The sequence below is a fragment of the Gabonibacter chumensis genome (genome assembly GCF_024741215.1).
Taxonomy (GTDB): domain Bacteria; phylum Bacteroidota; class Bacteroidia; order Bacteroidales; family Marinifilaceae; genus Gabonibacter; species Gabonibacter massiliensis.
Genome location: NZ_JANSKB010000003.1, coordinates 154,702 through 177,660, shown reverse-complemented (window position 1 = coordinate 177,660; position 22,959 = coordinate 154,702). Strand labels below are relative to the sequence as shown.

Annotated in this window: 22 protein-coding genes; 9 read left to right on the top strand and 13 right to left on the bottom strand. The window is 42.1% G+C overall.

Annotated elements, in window-relative coordinates; translation table 11 throughout:
• The first annotated feature begins 58 nt into the window (after positions 1-58).
• Genes NVS78_RS10235 through NVS78_RS10220 form a run of 4 tightly spaced genes read left to right on the top strand, consistent with a single transcriptional unit; the run spans position 59 to position 3,653 of the window.
• Positions 59-1,285: an MFS transporter gene (locus NVS78_RS10235; RefSeq protein ID WP_286359106.1), complete on the top strand. Its 1,227-nt coding sequence runs from the start codon at positions 59-61 to the stop codon at positions 1,283-1,285.
• Entirely contained in the window at positions 1,285-2,091 is an 807-nt protein-coding gene (locus tag NVS78_RS10230; protein WP_286359105.1) for a lysophospholipid acyltransferase family protein, read from the top strand. Before NVS78_RS10235 ends, NVS78_RS10230 begins: the two co-directional genes overlap by 1 nt.
• Positions 2,072-3,043: an aminodeoxychorismate synthase component I gene (locus NVS78_RS10225; protein WP_394341857.1), complete on the top strand. Its 972-nt coding sequence runs from the start codon at positions 2,072-2,074 to the stop codon at positions 3,041-3,043. The genes NVS78_RS10230 and NVS78_RS10225 overlap by 20 nt, the downstream gene beginning before the upstream one ends.
• Before the next feature lie 10 nt (positions 3,044-3,053).
• On the top strand, positions 3,054-3,653 hold the full coding sequence (locus NVS78_RS10220; RefSeq protein WP_041505402.1) for an aminotransferase class IV: 600 nt from the start codon (positions 3,054-3,056) through the stop codon (positions 3,651-3,653).
• On the opposite strand, the gene NVS78_RS10215 is transcribed toward NVS78_RS10220, so the two are convergent.
• The 5 genes from NVS78_RS10215 to NVS78_RS10195 all read right to left on the bottom strand — a co-directional run bounded on the left by NVS78_RS10215 (position 3,641) and on the right by NVS78_RS10195 (position 9,706).
• Entirely contained in the window at positions 3,641-4,330 is a 690-nt protein-coding gene (locus tag NVS78_RS10215; protein ID WP_041502087.1) for a hypothetical protein, read from the bottom strand. The two genes, NVS78_RS10220 and NVS78_RS10215, sit on opposite strands and share 13 nt — an antisense overlap.
• Before the next feature lie 42 nt (positions 4,331-4,372).
• A complete protein-coding gene (locus NVS78_RS10210) occupies positions 4,373-6,154 on the bottom strand; it encodes a MutS-related protein (RefSeq protein WP_041502086.1) in 1,782 nt (593 codons plus the stop codon).
• Positions 6,155-6,202: 48 nt separating this feature from the next.
• A complete protein-coding gene (locus tag NVS78_RS10205) occupies positions 6,203-6,724 on the bottom strand; it encodes an FUSC family protein (RefSeq protein WP_041502085.1) in 522 nt (173 codons plus the stop codon).
• 141 nt (positions 6,725-6,865) lie between these two features.
• On the bottom strand, positions 6,866-7,774 hold the full coding sequence (locus NVS78_RS10200) for an RluA family pseudouridine synthase (RefSeq protein WP_041502084.1): 909 nt from the start codon (positions 7,772-7,774) through the stop codon (positions 6,866-6,868).
• Positions 7,775-7,861: 87 nt separating this feature from the next.
• Positions 7,862-9,706 carry a biotin/lipoyl-containing protein gene (locus NVS78_RS10195; RefSeq protein WP_041502083.1) on the bottom strand — a complete coding sequence of 615 codons (1,845 nt, stop codon included), beginning with the start codon at positions 9,704-9,706 and terminating at the stop codon, positions 7,862-7,864.
• A gap of 236 nt (positions 9,707-9,942) precedes the next feature.
• Between NVS78_RS10195 and coaD the strand changes: the two genes are divergently transcribed.
• The gene (gene coaD / locus NVS78_RS10190) at positions 9,943-10,422 is read left to right on the top strand and encodes a pantetheine-phosphate adenylyltransferase (RefSeq protein WP_041502082.1); all 480 of its coding nucleotides are present in this window, start codon (positions 9,943-9,945) and stop codon (positions 10,420-10,422) included.
• Between the two features lie 225 nt (positions 10,423-10,647).
• On the opposite strand, the gene glyA is transcribed toward coaD, so the two are convergent.
• Positions 10,648-11,928 carry a serine hydroxymethyltransferase gene (gene glyA, locus NVS78_RS10185; protein ID WP_041502081.1) on the bottom strand — a complete coding sequence of 427 codons (1,281 nt, stop codon included), beginning with the start codon at positions 11,926-11,928 and terminating at the stop codon, positions 10,648-10,650.
• Positions 11,929-12,086: 158 nt separating this feature from the next.
• Here glyA and NVS78_RS10180 point away from each other — a divergent pair, with 158 nt between their 5' ends.
• The gene (locus tag NVS78_RS10180) at positions 12,087-12,569 is read left to right on the top strand and encodes a hypothetical protein (RefSeq protein WP_041505404.1); all 483 of its coding nucleotides are present in this window, start codon (positions 12,087-12,089) and stop codon (positions 12,567-12,569) included.
• A 45-nt stretch (positions 12,570-12,614) separates the two neighbouring features.
• Positions 12,615-13,103: a hypothetical protein gene (locus tag NVS78_RS10175; protein ID WP_041502079.1), complete on the top strand. Its 489-nt coding sequence runs from the start codon at positions 12,615-12,617 to the stop codon at positions 13,101-13,103.
• A 100-nt stretch (positions 13,104-13,203) separates the two neighbouring features.
• Here the strand turns inward: NVS78_RS10175 and nqrF are convergent, their stop codons facing one another.
• The 6 genes from nqrF to NVS78_RS10145 form a co-directional block, all read right to left on the bottom strand.
• A complete protein-coding gene (nqrF, locus tag NVS78_RS10170; RefSeq protein WP_041502078.1) occupies positions 13,204-14,472 on the bottom strand; it encodes an NADH:ubiquinone reductase (Na(+)-transporting) subunit F in 1,269 nt (422 codons plus the stop codon).
• A gap of 97 nt (positions 14,473-14,569) precedes the next feature.
• Positions 14,570-15,190: an NADH:ubiquinone reductase (Na(+)-transporting) subunit E gene (gene nqrE / locus NVS78_RS10165; protein ID WP_041502077.1), complete on the bottom strand. Its 621-nt coding sequence runs from the start codon at positions 15,188-15,190 to the stop codon at positions 14,570-14,572.
• Between the two features lie 24 nt (positions 15,191-15,214).
• The gene (locus NVS78_RS10160) at positions 15,215-15,859 is read right to left on the bottom strand and encodes an NADH:ubiquinone reductase (Na(+)-transporting) subunit D (RefSeq protein WP_041502076.1); all 645 of its coding nucleotides are present in this window, start codon (positions 15,857-15,859) and stop codon (positions 15,215-15,217) included.
• Between the two features lie 5 nt (positions 15,860-15,864).
• Positions 15,865-16,548 carry an NADH:ubiquinone reductase (Na(+)-transporting) subunit C gene (gene nqrC / locus NVS78_RS10155; RefSeq protein ID WP_041502075.1) on the bottom strand — a complete coding sequence of 228 codons (684 nt, stop codon included), beginning with the start codon at positions 16,546-16,548 and terminating at the stop codon, positions 15,865-15,867.
• A 22-nt stretch (positions 16,549-16,570) separates the two neighbouring features.
• On the bottom strand, positions 16,571-17,725 hold the full coding sequence (locus NVS78_RS10150; RefSeq protein WP_041502074.1) for an NADH:ubiquinone reductase (Na(+)-transporting) subunit B: 1,155 nt from the start codon (positions 17,723-17,725) through the stop codon (positions 16,571-16,573).
• 67 nt (positions 17,726-17,792) lie between these two features.
• Positions 17,793-19,148, bottom strand: coding sequence for a Na(+)-translocating NADH-quinone reductase subunit A (locus NVS78_RS10145; protein WP_041502073.1), 1,356 nt, complete (start codon positions 19,146-19,148; stop codon positions 17,793-17,795).
• A gap of 284 nt (positions 19,149-19,432) precedes the next feature.
• Here NVS78_RS10145 and NVS78_RS10140 point away from each other — a divergent pair, with 284 nt between their 5' ends.
• The gene (locus NVS78_RS10140) at positions 19,433-19,855 is read left to right on the top strand and encodes an META domain-containing protein (protein ID WP_041502072.1); all 423 of its coding nucleotides are present in this window, start codon (positions 19,433-19,435) and stop codon (positions 19,853-19,855) included.
• A 69-nt stretch (positions 19,856-19,924) separates the two neighbouring features.
• On the opposite strand, the gene NVS78_RS10135 is transcribed toward NVS78_RS10140, so the two are convergent.
• Entirely contained in the window at positions 19,925-21,199 is a 1,275-nt protein-coding gene (locus NVS78_RS10135) for a bifunctional folylpolyglutamate synthase/dihydrofolate synthase (RefSeq protein WP_041502071.1), read from the bottom strand.
• A gap of 264 nt (positions 21,200-21,463) precedes the next feature.
• Between NVS78_RS10135 and NVS78_RS10130 the strand changes: the two genes are divergently transcribed.
• Positions 21,464-22,099, top strand: a complete 636-nt coding sequence (locus NVS78_RS10130) for a redox-sensing transcriptional repressor Rex (protein ID WP_041502070.1) — start codon at positions 21,464-21,466, stop codon at positions 22,097-22,099.
• Positions 22,100-22,959 lie beyond the last annotated feature (860 nt).

The following is a 22,959-nucleotide window of genomic DNA, read 5'->3' as shown; positions in this document are numbered from 1 at the left end:
ATACCTTTGGTCCGAAATGCGGGGGTGATAAAGGTAAATGATGCGATAAATTCGGATTATGAGTAAAAATAAAAATTGGTTGCCTCTCTTTGTTACAAACTATTTGGGGGTATTGAATGATAACTTCCTGAAGACTTTGGCGTGTTTTATATGTATTGCTTGGGTCGGAAAGGAGCATGAATCGATGGTCGTTACTTTAGCATCTGCCGCCTTGGTGATTCCCTATTTGCTGTTTTCGCCTTTGGCCGGTCGGTTGGCCAAGATTTATAAGAAGCGTAAAATTGTCGTGTGGGCGAAATTTGCCGAATTATGGATTATGGCTGTGGCAAGTCTGGGATTATTGATGACATCGACTTCTATTGTATTGATTGCTATTTTGTTGATGGGGTTGCAGAGTGCGCTTTTTTCTCCTTCCAAGTACGGGTTGATTCGGGATATCGGAGGTGAAAAAGGTATATCTTTCGGGTCGGGGACCATGGAGATGTTTGCTTTTGTCGGAATACTATCGGGGACTCTGTTAGCTGCTTTTCTCTCCGAGAGTGTGAGTATTTTAGGATTATGCGGGTTGTTGTTCGTGATTGCCTTTTTGGGATGGGGCTGTAGTTTAGCGATTCGGGTCCGGGAGAGCGAACCGTTGAAAGAGAGTCATGAAACTTTGAATCCGGTTAAATTCGTTCGGGATATGTATATCCGTGCGAGGGATTTTAAAGGGTTGAATCTGATTGTCGTGGGATTGGCTGTATTCTGGTTTATCGGTTCGATGATTCAGATGACCTTGATCGTTTATTGTCGGGGAGAGTTGGAGATGAGCGATTCAGAAACCGGTATGGTCATGTCGTTGGCTGCTATCGGAATCGGAGCGGGGTGTTACCTGGCGGGAGTGTTTTCTCACGGGGAGGTAGAATTGGGATTGGTTACGTTGGGTGGGGTGATGACAGGAATTGCTTTTGCCATTATTTTTTTGTTTGATCTGCAAGGAATTGCTTTTGCCTTATTGGTATTTTCAGCTGCTTTTTGCAGCGGGATGTATAAAGTGCCTTTGGATGCCTGGATACAGGCGAATGTGAAAGGAAGGGAGTTGGGAGACATGTTGGCTTATTCCAATCTGATCACCTTTTTATTCATGCTTGTTGCCTCCGGTTGCTTCGGAACGATGGAGATGTTATGGGATACCGAATATATATTTTTGTTTTTAGCTATGTTGACATTTTTCATGACTTTTGTTTTGTATAAGCAGGTGAAAGAGATGAGAGAGAGATTTAAGAATTTAAAAATACGGAAATAATGGTAAGAGTGTTTGCTGCTATATATCGTTATCTGCTGGCATTGAGGTATAGAGTGAAATTGGAGGGAACCGAACTTTTAATCTCTTCTTCAACGAAATTGTTTTTGCCTAATCATCAGGCAACGGTTGATCCTCAATTGATTTTTGCTCATTTATATAAATACACGAAAGCTTCCCCTTTGGTGACGGAAGCTTATTGTAAATTTTGGATATTGAAGCCGATATTTCGTTTGATGGGGGTCGTATCCGTTCCGGATCTGGAAAAAAGCCGGGAGGGGATAGAGGTAGTAGCCAATCTTTATAAAAACGTACTTGAGGCTCTCGCCCATGGTCATAGTATGTTGATTTATCCGGCAGGTCAATTGGCCGGTCAAGGGTATGAACGGATTTATAATAAACAGAGTGCCTGGCAAGTATGCCGGCAATTGCCGGAGAATACCCGTATCATCGGCGTCCGTATTCGGGGATTATGGGGTAGCATGTGGTCCAAGGCTTGGAACGGGGAATCTCCTAACTTTTTATGGACTTATTTGAAGGGAATTTTTTATGTTTTGGCTAATGGCCTGTTTTTTTTGCCGCGAAGGGATGTTACGATCAGTTTTTATGATATTACCGATGCGGGATGCGGGAGAGCGGCAGTGAGTCGTCAGGAGTTCAATCGTTATTTGGAGAGTTTTTATAATGCGGAAGGGCCGGAGCCGGTCCTGTTTTTGAAGCATTTTTTTTATTCTCCCGCTTTAAAACGTAAATTACCGGAACATATAAAGGGAGCAGACCCCCAAAAATATGATGGAATCAGCGAATAAAGTCAAAGAATTAATGAATCGGGCCGGAGCATCCGGATCCTCTTTTCTTTTCGGGGTTGATTTTGAATTGACTCGCGGTTTTTTTATCGAGAGTCCCTTGGAACAACAAAATATTCTTTTTGATGTACGGGGAGTTTCTAACGTGGAGCGTGCTAAGATAAACGGTGAGCAAAAAGCATTAGTGAAAAATCCGATTGCTTTCGAGGAGTACGAACGTAAATTCAGGGAGGTAAGGAAAGGATTGTTGCGGGGGGATTCCTTTTTATCGAACCTGACGGTGGCAACAGAGGTCGAGACCTGTTGGTCTTTGGTGGAGATATTTCATCAAAGTCACGCTTTGTACCGGTTATGTATACCGGAGAATTTTGTTTGTTTCTCCCCGGAACGTTTCGTGTTGATAGAGGAGGGCAGGATCTCTTCCAACCCGATGAAAGGGACTATCGATGCTTCTGTTCCTTTTGCCGAAGAGGTGATATTATCCGACTATAAAGAGCGTTCGGAACACAATACGATAGTGGATTTGATCCGTAATGATTTGAATCGGGTGTCGGAACAAGTAAGACTGGAACGTTTTCGATACGTGGATCGCTTACATACCAGTAATGGGGATATCCTGCAAGTCAGTTCGGAGATTACGGGCCGTTTGCCGGAACATTATGAAACTTTCTTGGGAGATATCGTGTTTGACTTATTACCGGCCGGTTCCATATCGGGAGCACCCAAACCTGCTACGTTACGTATTATATCTCGTGCCGAGGGAGAAAAGCGGGGATTTTATACGGGAGTTTTTGGCTTGTACGACGGGAAGCGTTTGGATACGGCCGTGATGATTCGTTTTATAGAGGAGAAGGGAAGGAAACGTTATTTTCGTAGCGGAGGAGGAATAACGATCAATAGTTCTTGCCGAAGTGAATACGAGGAGGTATTGGAAAAAGTGTATTTACCTTTTTAACGGGAAACGGATGTCTGCATTTATTGAGACCATACTAGTGATTGACGGTGAATTTTGTAATTTTTCATTCCATGTGGCTCGAATGAAAGAGACCTCTGTTGTTTTTTTCAGACGGGAAATCGTTTTCATACCGGATGAATTGATAGTTCCCGAAGATTTACGGGAGGGGGTTGTAAAGTGTCGGATTATTTACGATTATGTTATTCGGGAAGTGGAATTTATTCCTTATCATATTCGGAAAATTGCCAGTTTGAAATTAGTGGAGGACAACGAGATTGTTTACCCTTTTAAGTCTACGGACCGGGATGCTTTAAAGAGATTGTCTGATCGTCGGGGAGATCGTGATGAGGTTTTGATCGTGAAACAAGGGCAGATAACAGACACTTCATTTTCAAATGTTGTCTTTCGAGCCTGCGACGGCCTCTATACTCCTTCCGCTTTCTTGTTGAACGGAACCCGGCGTCAGCGTCTGTTGCGGGAAGGGATTGTCCGTGAAAGAGAGATTCGTGTTGCGGATCTCACCCGTTATCAAGGGGTATTTTTGATCAATGCCATGATCGATTTGTCGGATCAAGTATATGTTCCCGTGGAGCGGATCTACTCTTCTTGATGGTGATATACTCGTTTGCTGTTGATAAAGGTAAGCTCTTTTGTACTGTAATTGATATACGCTTTGTTCCGGTAATTGGTAAGGGGTGTTATTTCTAAAGCGATCATATCTTCGGATAACTGATACCAATACCCTTTTGCTTTCCGGGTAGAGTTAGACAACATGTTGAAAATGGTGAAGGTATAAGTATAATCCGGATGAAGGTTCAGGGTAAATTTATCTGTCGGTTGTTGTCGATTAGGAATTAATGCCACGTATTCACCGGTAATCTTTCTTTGCGGATCGCAATCGTTTACCGTATCGAAACGAATAAAATCGGTCAGTGTCAATTGGAGTGTTTGATTCTTTTCGATATCGTTCGAGAAAGAGAGTGAACCTTCGAACACCCCTAATAGACTTGTGTTTGTACCCTTTTGAATTTTTCGGTATTTTTCGATAACCTCTTTCGCGATGCTGTCCATGGTGATTGTTAATCGGTTTCCTGTGGCACAGTCCGTGAGAACCGGATGTTCCCGTATGAGCGAAAACTCTCCGTTAAAATAATGTGGTATGGATAATTCTGTTTGTGCCGGAAAAGTAGTATGCTTCGGCTGTTCTTCTTCTTTCGTTTTCTGTGGTTTGCAACCCGACAAAAAAAGGGTGATGAAGCAAATGCTTACGATTTGTATTGTATTCATATCATTTCGTTTTCTGGGTATAACGGAATGACAAAAATAAAGTTATACCAGTCCCATTTTCTTTAAAAGAATGGAGGCATTCATTGTTTGGCTGATTCCCGGCTTTAATTTGTAATCGTAACTTATTTCCGTTCCGGAATGTGCGATCTCAAAGCAGTTATTGATAAAGTGCCGAGGAAATACATCCGCCAACTTTCCTAATTCTAAATCGTGGGTTGCAATTAAGCCGGAAACAGGAAGAGATAGCAATTTTTGTAGGAAAAGGCGCGAGCCGTTCAATTTGTCGACCGAGTTAGTTCCTTTTAAAATTTCGTCTAAAATAATAAAGAGTTTATCTTCTTTTTCGGCTGTTTCGACCAATTGCTTCAGACGCAATAACTCTGCGTGGAAATAGGAGGTTCCTTTAGCCAGATTATCGGCAGTTCTCATGCTTGAAAAGATAGCTATGGGCTGAAAACGGAAGGTTTTGGCACATACGACGCAACCGCAATTAGCCAAAATCAGGTTAGTGCCTATTGTGCGTAAAAACGTGCTCTTTCCTGCCATGTTGGCTCCCGTGACGATATAGAATTCATGCAAACGTGCTACCTGGAAATCGTTGACAATCCGTTGCGATGCCGGGAGCATCGGATGACCTATTGCTTCTCCGCGTAAGATAACCTCGTCGTCGGGAATGGGAAAGATGTAATCGGGATGGTTGAAGCGGTAATTGGCGAGACTCACGAATACATCCAATTCTCCTATTGATTCTAACCATTCCGGGATGAAGGAGGCATATTTTTCCTTCCATTTAGTTAATCGGCGGATAAGATGAACATCTTTCATGAAAAGTCCGTTCAACAGTATGGCGGCTAATATATTGCCCCGCTGGTCAAAACTTTCCGATGTTTTGTGAAGCGAACGGAATGCTTCTTCTGCGTTGTATTTTTGCTCGTATAGTTTATAATATATCTCTTTCAGTCGCTCCGAATCTACCTGTTTGGATCGAACGTGTTGCATCAATCGGTGAAGATTGCTGAACGAATGGATAAATTGATCCAGTTGGTGTTGGACCCGGTTTATTTTTTTCGCGGAAGAGAGAACGATCGTTAATTGAATAAACGATAATAAAAGCGGTAAAGAAAAGGGTATGATTGAAAACAGACATAAGCTCCAGCCTGCTATTGTCACTATCGGAAGATAGTAGGATAGTTGGAGCATGGCGGTAGGGAGTCGTAATTGTTCTTCGGACCATTCCCGAATCTCTTTTATGGCGATACCGGATAATTTATGGCTGACACCGATAGCTCTGAAACTGTGACACCAGTCCGGATCTTCGCTTAACTCCTGAACGGCTTGTTGTCTTTGTAGCACTCTTTCTTTAGATTTTAGAGGGGAACACAGCCACTCGGAGAGTTTTTGAGTCCCGTTAGGGGTAACCGTCCGGTTGACGGATTGAAAAAGCGAGTTTTCTCCGAATAGATCCAAATCGTGAGAGTAGGCATGCGATAGATCTTTGAATTTGTCTCCCTTAGGCAGGTGCGTCGAATCTCCCGCCAAGTACTCTACCTCTATTTTTGCACCATGACGTAATTCGGTATAGTAGGTTATTTTTTGTAACAATTTGGTTTCCGTATAATTGATATAGACGAAGAGTATTATGGAAAGAATTCCGGTGTATAATGCAAAAAGGTTTCCCGTCGTAAGCAGGGAATATAAAAAGTAGATGATCAGTAAAAAGAGTATGATCTTGGTAAATGTAATGTAGTTACGCGTTGCTTTCAATTTCTTTACCTGTGAGGTCGCTTCTGCTATTTTATCTTGATAATATAATTCTGCATGCATGGATATGGGATTTTTACAAAGATAATTCAAAATGAGTAATAAATGAGATCAGGAGCCTTTTTTAGCAGGGATACGTTGCAATATCCAGGCCAGGGTAATTCCAATCAGGGCCCCGACGGTCGCTTCCGTAAATCTCAACAGACCGTTTAGCAGGGGAGAAATATCCGGTGACATGATAGAGACAATCATGATTACTACTAAGGTAATAGCGGCCATTTTGCTGCCGTCAGGAAGTCCGATCGCCATACATAACAAATCGAGAATGAGTACGGAGATCACCATTCCTGTAATGGTAAAAGGAAACCAGGTAAGATAGGCGTAAGCGATACAACTTCCGATAAACGTGCCTGCAACTCGCAACCATCCCTGGTGGATGGATGTCTTGAAATCATCTTGAAGCACCACAATTCCGGAAATGGCGGCAAGCATTGCTCCCATATATTTGGAACCTTCATGGAACCTTCCCGTGATGTATGCTCCCAGCAGACAAGAGAGTAGTACCACGATGCCTTTTGCGATAGCCGAACCCGGTTTAATACGGGTTAAGATAGTTTTTACCCGAAGTTTCATACTCTCTTGTATCGTCAGACTTAATGAAAAGTTGCACTTTTTGATCTTTAATCTTCCTGGAGACCGAGAGGATTCGGAATATCAGCGGGTAGAGTGATTAAAGCGGATTTAACCGTAGATACGAATTGAACAGGTACTTCGTTAATTACCTGTTCGGTTCTTTACGAGCAGACTAAAACGTTTCGGAACATCTGTTCTAAAATTCATAACCTGACCGGTTGAGGGGTGAATGAATTTCAATTGACGGGCATGTAAGGCTAAACGGTTAATCGGGTTATTGCGTGCGCCGTATTTGGTGTCTCCGGTTACGGGATGTCCTATTTCTGCCATGTGAATGCGGATCTGATTCTTGCGTCCGGTTTCCAATTCCAGTTCAACCAATGAGTACTGACGATTGGATTTAATTACTTTATAGTGGGTAACGGCCCATTTTCCCCGGTCGGAGGTATAAACATTCATGGCTTCATTTTCTTGAAGATAGGTCGATACCTGATCTTCCGCTTTTTCCGGTTCCCCCTCAATAATGGCCACGTATTTCCTTTCAAGAAGCATTTCGTTCCAGTGTTGTTGCATTCTTTCCTGTGTTTGCTGATTTTTGGCGAACATCATTAAACCGGAGGTTTCCCTGTCTAATCTGTGGATGATAAATATACGATTCTGTGGATCAATGGATTTGACGTAGTCACTTAAAATATGATAGGCTGTTTTCTTTTTTTCATTTTGGGTAGCCATGGAGAGTAGACCGCTCTTTTTATTGATAACAATAAGGTCGGAGTCTTCATACACCATGTCCATATGCGGACTGGAAAATTCAACGTTTCCTTTTTCCATGTTTATGGAAATATAATCCCCCGGTTTTAACGGCTCGTTGAATTGTGTCGTAACTTGGCCGTTCACGTTGACCTGTCGGTTGCTCAATATGGATTTTACGGTTGTTCTGCTCTTTTCCGGGAATTGTTTGAATAGATAGGACAAAAGTTCAATTTCCTCTCCGACCGTAAATTGACGTATCTGAGGTTTGTGTCTTCGGGGATGGTTGGTTTTATTCATGGCGCCTTGTTATTTGCGGCAAAAGTAATAATAAAAAGTGACTTCCCTTAAAGGAAGCCACTCTTTTCAAAATTATTTAATGAAGGCTTACACCTCGATCTCGATTAGTTTACTGCCTGCTGCAACGGTTGTTCCCTCTTTTGTTAAGATTCGTTTAACCTTGCCGGCATAATCCGTGGCAATGCTGTTTTCCATTTTCATTGCCTCGAGTATGAGTACGTTTTGTCCTTTAGCCACGATATCTCCCGGTTTTACCAAAATCTTGAAAATGCTTCCTGGCATGGGAGCTTCAACTACTTTTCCTGTAATCGGTTCCTCTTTTTTCTCCTCGACTGCGGATTGGGTCTCCTCTTGTTTATGAGTAGCCATATAACGAGCCTCTTTTTGTTTGGTTAGGAACGTTTTAGCGACAGCCGGGAAGAGTTCGAGCAGAAGTACTTCTTTTTCATTTTCCGCTAATTTAACACCTCCGAATGCCGTCAACACGGGATTCTCCTGCATTTGGTATTTTGAAGTATCATACGGTGTTTCTTCCCGTGTTCCGGCAATTTTCAGACGAAAAGCGGGATCGACGGGAACCGGAGTTTTTCCGTATTCACCTTTGACAAGAGCAACGAATTGGTTGGATACATTAGAATACATGGGTTTGCCGTTTTTGATATCCAAAGCACAGTTTACGGCTTGTGCTCCGACAATTTGGCTTGTTGGCGTAACCAAAGGAGGAAGACCGGCTGCTAAACGAACCGTCGGGATCAACTTCATGGCATCTTCCAATATATCCATGGCATTCAATTGCTTCAATTGAGCGACCATATTGGTATACATACCTCCGGGAACTTCAGCTTTCTTAACCAATTCGTTCGGTTTCGGGAAATTGAAATAAGCCTCGATGGCATGACAGGCATTCAACAATGCCTCTTCGTTATTCTGTTTTGCGGCTTCGATGGCTTTGTCAAACTCTTTATCCACTTCCGCCGGTAATTTGTCCGTGAGCGGATTGAACGGTTTCGGGAATTGTTTAACAGCGTCGAAAGCTTCCAGTTCTTTACGGATCGTGTAAAGTTCTTTATTGATTTTAGCTACAGCCTCCATGTTTACATCCATTTCTATACCTAACTTCTGACAGAAGATGTAAATCAATTCGATAGCGGGAGCGGCAGGACCGCCTGCGAAGTTCCATATATTGGTATCTACGATATCGGTTCCTTTGACGATAGCCATCAATACAGCTCCCAACCCGTATCCGGGAGTGCAGTGCGTATGGAAATCGACGGGAATTTTCAGATTTTGTTTAAATAACGGAATTAACTCTGCAATCCGGGCCGGGTTGATCAGACCACTCATATCCTTAATAGTGATCATATCAGCCCCGAGAGCTTCCATCTCTTTGGCTTTGTTTAAAAAATAAGCGTTGGTGAACACCGGTTCCGGGTTTTTCTTTCCCTTCAATTTATCCATTAAACTGAGTTTCGGATACTTCGGATCAATGGTGTAGCAAACTGCACAGTCAGCTATACCGCCGTATTTCTTCACGTATTTAATGGTCGATTTTACGTTATTGACATCATTCAACGCATCGAATATACGCATGATCCCAAGTCCGGATTCGATAGCATTTTTACAGAAACCTTCGATGATTTCATCCGTGTATGGAGCATAACCGAAAAGATTACGACCTCTCGACAAAGCGGTTAATTTTGAAACGTCTCCGATACCGGCTTTGATTTTTTCCAAACGATCCCAGGGATTTTCATTCAAGTAACGCATTACAGAGTCGGGAACGGCACCACCCCAAACTTCCATTGCATAGAAGTTTGCATCCTTGTAGTAAGGTAATACCCGGTCTACCTGTTCTTGTTTCATTCGTGTCGCAAAAGCAGATTGTTGACCATCTCTAAGAGTTAAGTCTCTGATTAGTAATTTTTGTGCCATGTTTTATAAGAATTAATTGTTATGTGTTGTATTTTACTATTTCACAAATATATCTAAAGTTATTTTTTTATCCTAATAATTTTCAATGAAATCGAGGAGAAATAATAACAATTCCTTTGTTAATTCAGAAAAATAGTTTTAATTTGTAATATGTGGGGGAAGTTGCTTGTGTATTGTATTCTATGTGTGTGCAAATGAGAAAATTAGGGTTTGTTTTTAATCATAAATGAATTGTAATGGAAAAAATTGCCGTATTTCCGGGTTCATTCGATCCTTTTACCGTGGGACACGAGGAGATCGTCAAAAGAGGATTGAAGATATTCGACCGTATTATTGTGGCTGTAGGTATCAATGCCGTCAAAAGGGAATTTTTGGATATAGATACTCGTATTGCCATCATACAGAAAGTATTTAAGGGTATAGAACGGGTTCGAGTGGAGAGTTATTCCGGCTTAACGGTTGATTATTGTAACCGGATAGAAGCCGGTTTTATCATTCGGGGCTTGAGAACGGCTGCTGATTTTGAATATGAAAGAGCTGTGGGGCAGATAAATAAAGCTATGGATTCTTCCGTTGAAACCGTATTTTTGTTAACTTCTCCGGAACATACCTTTATCAGTTCGACCATCGTGCGGGATATTGTTATGAACGGAGGAGATGCTACCAAATTTTTGCCCACGAATATTACGACTGAAGATCTGATTTGTTTTCAATAGGCACTTAAGGCTGAAGCAGAAAAATGGTATTACGGGGAAGTAGTTCCTTGCAAGGTTTTAAATGGCAATTTAAGATAAAAATAGGATGATAAAGACACCGAAAGTTTATGTTTGGCCGAATAATTAACCGGACGATCAAAAGGTTGGATGTATTCCTCATTTGTCGAAAACACGAATAAAAAAGCTGCTTCAAAAGCAGCTTTTTTATATTCGTATTCGATAATATTACCAAGCGAACATCGGTCTGTCGCTCATCATGGCGTTTACCTCTTTTCTTACTTGTGCAATTACATCGGCGTTATCGACGTTGCTTAATACCCGGTCGATCATATCCACGATGACAGGCATATGTTCTTCTTTCAAGCCGCGGGTCGTAATGGCAGGAGTACCTACCCGCAAACCGGATGTGGAGAACGGGGTACGCGTATCGAACGGTACCATATTTTTATTGATCGTGATGTCTGCCAATACCAATGTATTTTCGGCTTTTTTACCGGTTAAATCCGGGAATTTGGTTCTTAAATCGATTAACATGGAGTGATTGTCAGTACCTCCGGAGATTACTTTGTATCCTTTGTCCATGAACGCTTTTGCCATGGCTTTGGAGTTTGCTAACATCTGTTTGGCATAATTGGTATACTCTTCGGATAACGCTTCACCGAAAGCGACGGCTTTAGCGGCAATCACGTGTTCGAGCGGTCCTCCTTGCTGTCCGGGGAAAACGGCGAAATTAATTACCTGCGACATCATTTTGATCTCTCCTTTCGGTGTTTTCAAACCCCATGGATTTGGGAAATCTTTAGGGAGAAGGATCATACCGCCGCGGGGACCGCGAAGTGTTTTGTGGGTCGTGGTAGTTACGATATGACAATATTCCATCGGGTTATTCAGTAATCCTTTGGCAATCAAACCGGCCGGATGAGACATGTCACACATCAGTAAAGCTCCTACTTTATCGGCAATCTCACGCATACGTTTGTAGTCCCAGTCGCGAGAGTATGCGGATGCTCCGGATACGATCATTTTGGGTTTGTGTTCGATGGCTAATCGCTCCATCTCATCATAATCCACCATACCGGTCTCTTCCTTCACGTGGTAAGCTACCGGATGGTAGTTGATACCTGAAAGATTCACGGGTGAACCGTGGGAAAGATGGCCTCCGTGTGCCAAGTCTAACCCTAAGAACGTATCTCCCGGTTTCATGCAAGCAAAGAACACGGCAGCGTTGGCTTGTGCTCCCGAGTGGGGTTGTACGTTGGCGAATTCGGCTCCGAAAAGTTGGCATGCGCGATCAATAGCCAGCTGTTCCGTTTGGTCGACAATTTGACATCCTCCGTAATAACGCGCTCCGGGGTAGCCTTCGGCGTATTTGTTGGTTAAACAGGAACCCATGGCTTGCATTACTTGATCGCTTACGAAGTTCTCAGAGGCAATCAACTCCAGCCCCTGTTTTTGACGTTGACACTCCTTATCAATGAGGTCAAAAATTTGTGTATCTCTTTTCATTATTTAAATTTTTAATATATAGACATTCTAAAATCTTTGCCAAAATTATATTAATACTCGTTGTAAACAAAGTATTTCAAGTTTTTTTTTAATCCTAAAAACCCTTTATCCCGTAGATTCGTAAGGAATAAGGAAATTGAAATATAAAAGGTAAAATAATGAAGATAGGAGAAAAAGAATTATCCGGCGGCGCTTCTTCCGAAGAAGTGTATGAATTGATGGAAACGGGGCGAAGTTATGTATCGGATAACCGGGAAGGAGGCCGGGAACCGGAAAGACCTGCTTTTTTAACCGTACTTTGTATTCTGACCTTTATCGGTAGCGGATCCACTCTTTTAGTCAGCTTCGTGAGTCTATTGATATCCGGTTACATAGAGCAATTGTTTTGGATGAATGGAATGGTTCCCCAGGAGTATCTTTCCGGGCAAACTGTAATGATGGCTTCTTTTATTTCACTCGTGTTGAGCGGAGCTTCTCTTTATGGAGCACATCGGATGTGGCGATTGGATAAATTCGGTTTTTTTGTATACACGACCGTGCAATTCGTGTCGATATTTCTTATTTATAATGTATTGGGTTTATTGGTCAATGCGGCTTTTGTTTTGATGTATTATGCAAATTATAAATATATGGTAAAATAGTTCTAATATTTTATATATTTGATTTCAAATTTAATTTTGAATACTATGGAAAATCCTTTTGAAACGAGTAAACCGAAACGTTCGGCCTTTTTAACGGTACTTTGTATCCTGACTTTTATCGGGAGTGGCTGGGGAATTTTAAGTAATTTAATGGGATTGTTTACAGCGGGGCTTCAGAATTCTGCAATGGAAATACAGCAGTTGTATCAAAGTAGCGGAAGTTCGGGTTCCGGTTTTCTTAAAGCATGGATGAATTCGAGCATGGATCTTATGCAAGTGACAGCCCTGCATGCAACAGCGATTAATCTGTCCGGTTTGTTTTTGTCTTTGTTTAGTTTGATCGGGGCTATTTTTATGTTTAATTTGAGAAAGGTCGGGTTTTATATTTATTCGGCAGCTCAGATTTTGGCTTTGTTCGTACTTCCTTATTATGCAGGTTTTTCGATGATCGTCTGGGTCTCATTCCTTACTTCCGGCTTTTTTGTCTTGCTGTTTATTGTCCTTTACGCGGTCAATTACAGGCAAATGAAATAAAAGCGGCGATAAAATCTCCCCGGAGACCGTACAATGTTTTGTTTGCCTACATGGTAAATAAATAAAAAAGCCCTTGGGAACAAGGGCCTTTTTATTCATGTTATCCTCCGAAATTGTCGTACATAACGTTTTCGTCGGGAACACCTAAATCGTATAACATTTTCGTGACGGCCTGAATCATCATAGGAGGTCCGCACAAATAGTATTCAATATCTTCCGGATTTTCGTGATTCTTGAGGTATTGTTCGTAGATTACCTGGTGTACGAATCCCGGCTTATAAGCTACTCCAGCCGCATCAGCCACCGGATCCGGTTTATCAAGAGCCAAGGTCCACCTGAAGTTCGGGTTTTCTTCTTGTATCTTATTGAATTGATCCACGTAAGGGGCTTCCTGCAATGCTCGGGCACCATACCAGAAGGTCACTTTCCGTTTCGTGTGCATGGTTTTAAATAAATTGAAGATGTGCGAACGCATCGGGGCCATACCGGCACCTCCACCGATAAACATCATCTCGTTATTGGTATCCCGTAGAAAAAATTCTCCATAAGGTCCGGAAATGGTCACCTTATCACCCGGTTTGCGAGTGAAAATATAAGATGAACAGATGCCCGGGTTTACATGGGCGAATCCACCTATTGCTTTGTCGAACGGGGGAGTGGCAATACGGATATTCAACATGATGATATTCCCTTCTGCCGGGTGGTTGGCCATGGAGTAGGCTCTGTAAGTGGCTTCCGGATTATGCATTTTCAAATCGAACATCTTCATGCGTTCCCAGTCTGCCCGGTATTTCTCGTTTACCTCAATATCTTTGAAATCAACATCGATGGCCGGTACATCTATTTGAATATAACCTCCCGATTTGAATTTCAAAGTTTCCCCTTCCGGCAATTTCACGACGAACTCCTTCAAGAAAGTTGAAATGTTGTTATTGGAAACGACTTCACATTCCCATTTTTTGATACCCAATACGGATTCGGGAATTTCCATCTCGATGTTTTCTTTCACTTTTACCTGGCAGGCCAGACGCCAGTTATCGTGTTGCTGTTTATAGGAGAAGAAGCCCGTTTCGGTGGGAAGAATGGATCCCGCACCCGATTCTACCTGACAACGGCACATGCCGCAGGAGCCTTTTCCTCCGCAAGCCGAAGGAAGAAATATTTTATTATTTCCGAGGGTGGCCAATAAGGTTGACCCGGGTTCCGTTGTTATCTCTTTTTCGCCATGATTGATGCTGACCTTCACTTCCCCCTTGGGAGTTAGTTTTGCTTTGGCAAACAGGAGCATGCCCACGAGAATGAGTGTTACGATAAGGAACACGATTACTCCTGCCGTGACGATCGCTGTATTTATTACTAATAATGTCATCTTATTAATTTTAGATTTACTGATAAAGTGATCCCGTGATTTTAGATTCTGTGATTAATCGTCACTGAATCGGCAATCTCTAAATCACTGAATTGTTTTACAGATTGATACCCAAAAAACTCATGAATGAAATAGCCATTAATCCTGTCACGATAAACGTAATCCCGATACCTCGCAGGGGAGCGGGGATATTCGAGTATTTTAGTTTTTCACGGATAGCAGCGATTCCCACGATGGCAAGTAACCAGCCGATACCGGACCCTAATCCGAATGCAGTGGCTTCCGCTACGTTTGCGTAGCCTCTTTCTTGCATGAATAATGATGCTCCCATGATGGCACAGTTAACGGCAATCAACGGTAAAAATATTCCCAATTGATTGTATAAAGTCGGTGCGAATTTCTCAACGACCATCTCCACTAATTGTACCATCGCGGCGATAACGGCGATAAACATAATAAAACTTAAAAAGCTGAGATCGATGTTGGCCGCACTCTCTCCCAGCAACCAGGTCAATGCTCCGGCTTTTAGCACGTAGTTGTCCAACAAATAGTTTACCGGAACGGTAATCAGTAACACGAAAACGACAGCTATACCCAAACCGAAAGAAGTTTTAACGGTTTTCGACACGGCCAGATAAGAACACATACCCAAGAAGTATGCGAAAATCATGTTGTCGATGAATATAGAGCGAATGAATATATTTAAAAGGTTTTCCATATCTTCATTTTATCTTTTGGTTAACTACTTCTGTTCGATTAAGTCTTTATTCCTGGAACGGTGTATCCAGATAATGATTCCCACAATGATCAGGGCCATCGGAGGAAGAATCATCAAACCGTTATTCATGTATCCCATATCGTAAAAAGCCTGTGGTACCACTTTGATACCGAAGAGTGTTCCTGAGCCGAGTAACTCCCGGAAAAAAGCCACGATAACCAGGATGATTCCGTATCCCAAACCATTGCCGATACCGTCGAGGAGGGAAGGCCACGGTTTGTTTCCTAAAGCGAAAGCCTCGATTCGGCCCATGATGATACAGTTTGTAATAATCAAACCGACGAATACGGATAGTTGTTTACTTACATCGTAAGCATAGGCTTTTAATATTTGATCCACGATGATTACTAAAGCTGCGACCACAACCAACTGCACGATAATACGGATACGGGTCGGGATGGTATTTCTCAACAGCGAAAGGATCACGTTAGAGAAGGCGGTTACGGCAGTAACAGATAGTGCCATAACGATGGCCGGTTCTAATTTTGCCGTAACAGCAAGAGCAGAACATATTCCCAAAACCTGTACGAGGATCGGGTTATTCTTGCTCAAAGGACCTAACAGTAATTGTAGGTTCTTAGCTGAAAATAATGCTTCTTTTTCGCTCATCAGAATTATTTTTTTAAGAATTGTTCGTAACAGGTTAAGTAATTTTTAAGCATGCTTTCTACTCCTTTGGAGGTGATGGTTCCCCCGGAGATGGCATCCACTTCATGCGGGCCGGTAGCTCCTCCGCCTTTTTTCACGAATATGGAGACCAGATTACCGTTATCAAAGATTGTTTTTCCGTCAAATTGACGACGGAATTGATCTTGAGTAATTTCTGCTCCAAGGCCGGGAGTTTCACCTTTGTGATCGAAAACGGTTCCGTAAACGGTATTTTTATCCTCGTTTAGCGAAATATATCCCCAGATGGGTCCCCATAGACCGGTTCCTTGTAACGGCAAGATGTATTTGATCACGCCATCGATATTGGCCACGTAGACCGGAAGCTGTCTATCTTCGCACGATTTTTTCACTTCCTTGCTGAGATCAACCGCGAAAGCGTTCCCCGCCACTTCTTCTCCTTTCGAATTGACAATAAATTGTTTGGTAATGTATTTGTCGAATAGTTCTTTGGAGTTTTCCGGGGTGGAGGTAATATTCACAGAACGCAGTATGTTCTGTCTTTTTTCATTCTCTATATTTTCATTTTGGGTAGGCTGTAACCACAGGGCTATCACGGACAGCAGAACGGCAACGATGACTACCAGTATAATGGAATATATAAAGGTGTATGTATTTCCTTGTTTATTCATCTCTCTTTGATTTAGAATTAGATCAATCTACCATGACTTTTGCCCTTTTCAACCGGCGTTTAATGTTGCCTTGCACAACAAACCAGTCGATAAGCGGAGCGAACGTGTTCATTAACAAAATGGCTAACATCATTCCTTCCGGATACCCCGGATTCAAGGTCCTGATTAGAATTGCCATTACTCCGAGAATAAATCCGTAAATCCATTTTCCCTTTTCGGTTTGAGCTGAAGTTACCGGATCTGTCGCCATGAATACGGCGCCGAAGGCAAACCCTCCCATCACCAAATGATCGATAGCATCTACGGCTGCATACGGGTTTGTTTCGGGTAAGGTTAGGTTTAACAAGTAAGCCATGCAGAATCCTCCGATAAAAGTGGATAGCATGATTTTCCAACTTCCAATTCCTGTTGCAATCAATAAAATAGCACCCAGTAAAATACAGAAGGTCGAGGTCTCTCCAATGGATCCCGGAATCAACCCCCAAAACATGGTGCTGAAGTCTGCGGTTAGAGGTGTGCCTTGGGCGGCCTGAGCCAACGGCGTAGCCTGTGAAAAACCGTCAGGCATTCCTGCGATCCATACTTTATCGCCGGAGATCATAGAAGGGTAGGAGAAAAAGAAAAATGCCCGAGCCAATAGAGCCGGATTCCAAATGTTCATCCCGGTTCCTCCGAATATTTCCTTTCCGATGATGACCGCAAAGGCTGTAGACACGGCAATCATCCATAACGGTGCGTTTACCGGCATGATTAACGGAATCAACAAGCCGGATACAAGAAAGCCTTCGTTAATTTCATGCCCTCTGATTTGTGCCACGGCGAATTCTATACCTAACCCGACCACGTAAGAGACGATGATCATGGGAAGAACTCTCCATAGACCGTAAAAGAATAGTTCGAAGAATCCGGTTTCCGCTAATGAACCGATTGCTTTGAAATGCTGATAACCTACATTGTAAATACCGAACAGTAAAGCCGGGATCAGGGCTATGACCACGATGATCATGGTTCTTTTTAAATCAACGGCATCCCTGATATTGCAACCTGAAGTCGTTGTGCGATTGGGCACAAAAAGAAAAGACTCGAAACCCGTGAAAACGGAGTGCAACTTGTGCAGTTTACCTCCCTCTTCGAATTTAGGCTTTTGCTTATCTAAATAATTTCGTAAAAAGTTCATTTTCTATTGTTTTGAATTTATGATTTATGATTTTTGATTTCCGAAATCTAAAATCTAAAATCGTCAATTAACTCAGTTCTTTCATCATCAGTTCAATACCTTGCTCTACGATTTGTTGTACCGGAGTTTTAGAGGTGCAAACAAATTCACAAAGAGCCAAGTCTTCCGGTGCAATTTCATACATACCCAATTGCTCCATCTTATCCAGGTCTTCGGCTAAAACGGCTTTTAGCAGGTAAACCGGCAGAATGTCCATGGGTAATACTTTCTCGTATTGTCCGGTGACGACAAACGCTCTCTCTTCTCCATGATAATTCGCGTTCAACGCGTATTTCTTGTTGGGAAATAAGAAAGAGGGGAAGGTTTTGGACATGGAGAATTTGTTGAATCCGGGGGTGGCCCAACCTAAAAATTCGTATTCGTCTCCCTCCGGAATGACGGTTACCATATTGTTGTAATAACCCAAGAACGATTCCGGGGATACTTTATAACCCGTGAGAACATTTCCGGAAATGATCCGTTGGTGTACTTGGTTCTTCAACTTGTTGTTAACGATACAACCGATATTTGCGCCGAGGATTGTTTTATAGTATGCTGGTTTTTTCACCTCGGAACCTACTAAGGCAATAATTTTACGCGCATCGAAATGGCCTGTTAAAAATAACCGACCTATGATGGCAACATCCATGATATTGACAACCCATACGATATCTCCTTTATTGATCGGATCCAAATGATGGATTTGTATGCCTACGTTCCCGGCTGGGTGGGGACCGCTGAAATAGTTGATCTCAACGTTTTTTAGTTTTGCAAAAATGGAATGGGAAGGAGTTCCTTCTCGGAGATTTAAATATACCTTTTTATTGCAAAGCTTTTTCAGGCAATCGATACCCGTCTGTAATGCCTCTTCTTCTCCTTGTAAGGCGAACTCGAAATCAGGAGCTAACGGAGCCGAGTCAAAGCCTGAGATGAAAATGGCTTTCGGTGTGGTTTCCGGGTTTGCAATTACGTCGTAAGGACGTTGTTTGATCATGGGCCATATTCCGCTTTCAAGTAATTTGGAAATGATCTCCTCCCGGTTTAATTTGTTCACATCAGCCTTACCGAAATCTTTGTAGCTGATTTCTGCATCCGCTTTTATGACAATCTCTAATAATTTTCTTCTTTCACCTCTGTTTACCGTATCCACGATACCGCTAACCGGGGCCGTAAACTGGACTTCAGGTCTGTATTTATCCGAGAATAATACGTCGCCTGCTTTAACTTCATTGCCTGCTTTTACCATTAGTTTAGGAGTAAGCGCTCGGAAATCGGTAGGCTTTACCGCGTATAGGTTACATCCCTCCACGGAGGCCACTGTTTTTTCCGCCTCTCCTTTTAACTTGATATCAAGGCCTTTTTTCAGTTTTATTACCTTGGACATTGTTCTTTTATATTTTTGATATGTAGATAATTATTTATTAATCTATCGTAAAACAAACGTTTTCAAAATACCTGCAAATATATAACCTATTATTGAATTTTATCCGTAATTGTCAGGTTAATTCTTACGATGACTTACTTTTTTTTTCGTGAGCTTTTTTTTGTTGTTTTTTTGACGAAATGAACCTTTAAACGGGTTATCGATTGTTTTGGCATGTAATTTGTATAAATACAAGAACTAATCAAAGGTTAATCAAGAGTATCCAAACAATAGAGAAAAGAAATATGAAACAAATCTTGTTTTTTTGTCTGGCGGTATTAGGGGCTGTCTCGTGTAAATCGGCTAAGGAAAATTTGCCGTTGACGGGAGTGAATTGGGTTGCCGAAAGTTTGAACGGTAAAGAGTTAAAAATGAAAAATAGCAACCAACAAGTCAGTATCACTTTTGAGAAGGCGGGGAAAAAGGTGGCGGGACAAGCCGGATGTAACCGTTTTTTCGGGACCTATGCCACGGAGGAGGATAAATTGACCTTTAGTCAGATGGGAGCGACCAAGATGGCCTGTCCTAATATGGATATCGAGGTAACCTTTTTTAAGATGCTGGACGAAACGAATCGTTTTGTAATTAAAAACGATAAATTGAGTTTGAAAAACGACGGGAATGTGATTGCTGTTTTTAAAGCGGAAAAAATAGAAAAGAAAAAGTGATTGAAATAAATATTTACAATTGATTCTTCAGTACATAGAAAAAACATCCGGTATTTGCCGGATGTTTTTTTATACGATTTCGGCAACGACAAAAGTGCTTCCGCCGATGTAAATCATGTCCCGGGGTGATGCTGCTTTTTGTGCGGCTCGATATGCGGCATCTACCGTGGGAAAGGTTTCTCCCGTTAATCCGACAGACCGGGCTTTTTCTGCTAAAATTTTTTCGTTCATGGCTCTTGGAATGGAAGCTTTACAGAAGTAGTACGCGGCATCTTTGGGCAGGATATGCAAAACGCTGTCGACATCTTTATCGTTTACCATACCGATGACAAAATGTAGTTTTTCGTATCGACAAGCATTTATTTGAGCGACAACCTCGGTCAATCCGTCTATATTATGTCCGGTATCGCATACCGTGTACGGATGTTTCTTTAATTCCTGCCAACGTCCTAACAGACCGGTATTTTGTATCGTACGGGCGATCCCGGCGTAGACGGCATGATCCGGGAGAGACAACCCTTGTTCTTTCAGTGTTAGAACGGTTTCTAATACGGTCGGAATATTTTTTCGTTGGTAGAACCCTTTTAGATCCGGTTGGATATTGTCGAATAGGATCCCGTTTCGACGGTGAAGGGTATAGGTGTTTGTAGAATTCCGGTTTACTTCCCAGTTGTCGGAAGCAAATTCAAGAAGCGATTGGCATTCGTCCGCTTTATCCTCGAAAACGAAATCCGTTGCGGTATCCCGCGTACCGATAATTACCGGGACTTGAGGTTTTATGATACCGGCTTTTTCGCGTGCTATTTTCTCGAGCGTGTCTCCAAGAAGAGCCATGTGATCGAAAGAGATGTTCGTAATGATAGAAGCCAAAGGCTTAATGATATTGGTGGAATCGAGCCGGCCGCCTAACCCGACCTCGATGACGGCTATATCTACTTGTTGATCTGCGAAGTATTTGAAAGCCATGGCAACGGTCATTTCAAAAAACGAGGGTTTTATCTCGGCAAAAAGATCCCGGTAGTCTTTTACAAAATTCACGACGTATTCTTCACTGACCATTTCGCCATTGATTTTGATCCGCTCGCGGAAATCTTTCAAGTGGGGAGATGTGTATAGTCCCGTTTTATATCCGGCTTCCTGAAGGATGGAGGCCAGCATATGCGAGACGGAACCTTTACCGTTCGTGCCTGCCACGTGTATGGTTTTGAATTGACGATGAGGGGAGTCAAAATGTTGATCCAACTTTAAAGTATTATCTAAATTAGCTTTATAAGCAGCTTTTCCTTCTCTTTGGTACATCGGTAGTTGAGTAAAAAGCCATTCTAATGTTTCTTTGTAATTCATGATAGATACAAAATCTTTTTATTGAGCGTGCAAAAGTAACAATAATCACGGTAAAGAAGAATACGAAATCGGAAATTTCAGCGTGCGGCTGGTGCTATTTTCGCTTCCTGCAAATTTTAAAGGATGGGGTTATTTACAGGAGAAACATGTTGTAAGAGATGGGAGGGAGAGGGAATGGGCATGGAATGTTAAAAAAGAAATAGTATGATTTTTTGCAGATGATTCGCGAAAAGATGTACCTTTGCAGAAATTATTGAACGCTTTATGAGTAGTGATAATAAAATAGTTCCAGTGCCCGTATTGAGGCGAATGCCGGCTTATCTTTCTTTTGTGAAGACTTTACAAAAACAGGGGGAGAAATATGTTTCCTCAACGCGCATTGCTGAATACATGGAGATTGATGCGACGCAAGTGACAAAGGATTTGTCTCATACGGGAATATCGGGCAAGACGAGAGTAGGATACGAGGTGGATAATTTTGTCTGTATTTTGGAAGATTTCTTAGGGTTCAATAAAATCAATAACGCTTTTCTTGTCGGGGTAGGTTCTTTGGGTAGTGCGTTACTTCATGATAAAGGTCTGCGTAATTTCGGGTTGAATATAGAGAAGGCATTTGATGTGGATCGTTCCAAAATCGGAACGAAGATTAATGACATTGAAATTTATCACATCGATCAATTTCGCGGAATGCCTGCCGAATGTAACGTGGCCATAGGAATTATTACGGTTCCCGCCGAATGTGCCCAGGGAGTAGCCGATCTGATGGTTGCTTGGGGAATAAAAGCCATATGGAACTTTACTCCGGCCCGTATAAAAGTTCCTTCCCATATTGCCGTGCAGAACACAACCATTTACACGAATTTGGCCATATTGTTTAATAAGCTCCATGCTCAAGAGTGACCAATGTCTTTTCATTGCCGTTTTTTTTGTTTTTCCGTAAAAATTTTTACAGACAAGAGGATTCCAAAATCGTTCTTCCATGTTTTTAGTGTATAAATCCCCTGTCCGTTTTACCCCGAACCATTTTTGAAATAACGTCTGATTGGCTCGGTCGTCATACGAGAAATCGGGGTCTAAATTGTCCACGATGATTTCTTTGTGAGACGGTTGGAAAGCGGAGGTGTCCATGTCGATCCACCCGGCTGGGTTTTCGACTTTACTACCGGAATAGGGTAACTCGTTATATATGAAAGAGAATTCATTGGGACGGTTAATGGCCATGCCTGTATTTAAAACAGCCGACGGATAATACAATCCTTCTGCTGTTGAGATCGACCTGAAGGCTTTAGCCTCTCCCGGTTTAATATAACAACCGTAATTTTCTTTGCCCCGGCCCGTGATTAGCTTCATGAAAACAAAGCCGCCTTCTTTGCCCCGATTCATTACTTTCCCTTTTATTTCAACCCATCCGTTCGGATGGTCTTCGTCTCCGGGGTAAAAATTGCGTGTTAAATCTTTTACAGCGAAATATTGATTATGTCCACTTCTTAACCATTTGTCAAACACATCCCGTATGTTTCCTTCTATCTTCAGCTCTTTTGCCAATTGCTCGAGGCTGATAATGCCTTGTTGCTTGTGATAGACCTCTTCCAATCTCATGAAAAGAGAGTCCAAAGAAATCTTTGGACCCAAGTAATTGGTTAGTTCAAACAGGTTCTCGCGAACGGTATGGTATAAAATGTTGGGAGCGACTTCCCGGTCCTGCAAAGCGTTTTCTAAACTGTGATACCGTATGTAAGCCTGCAATTGTTTCTCGTTTC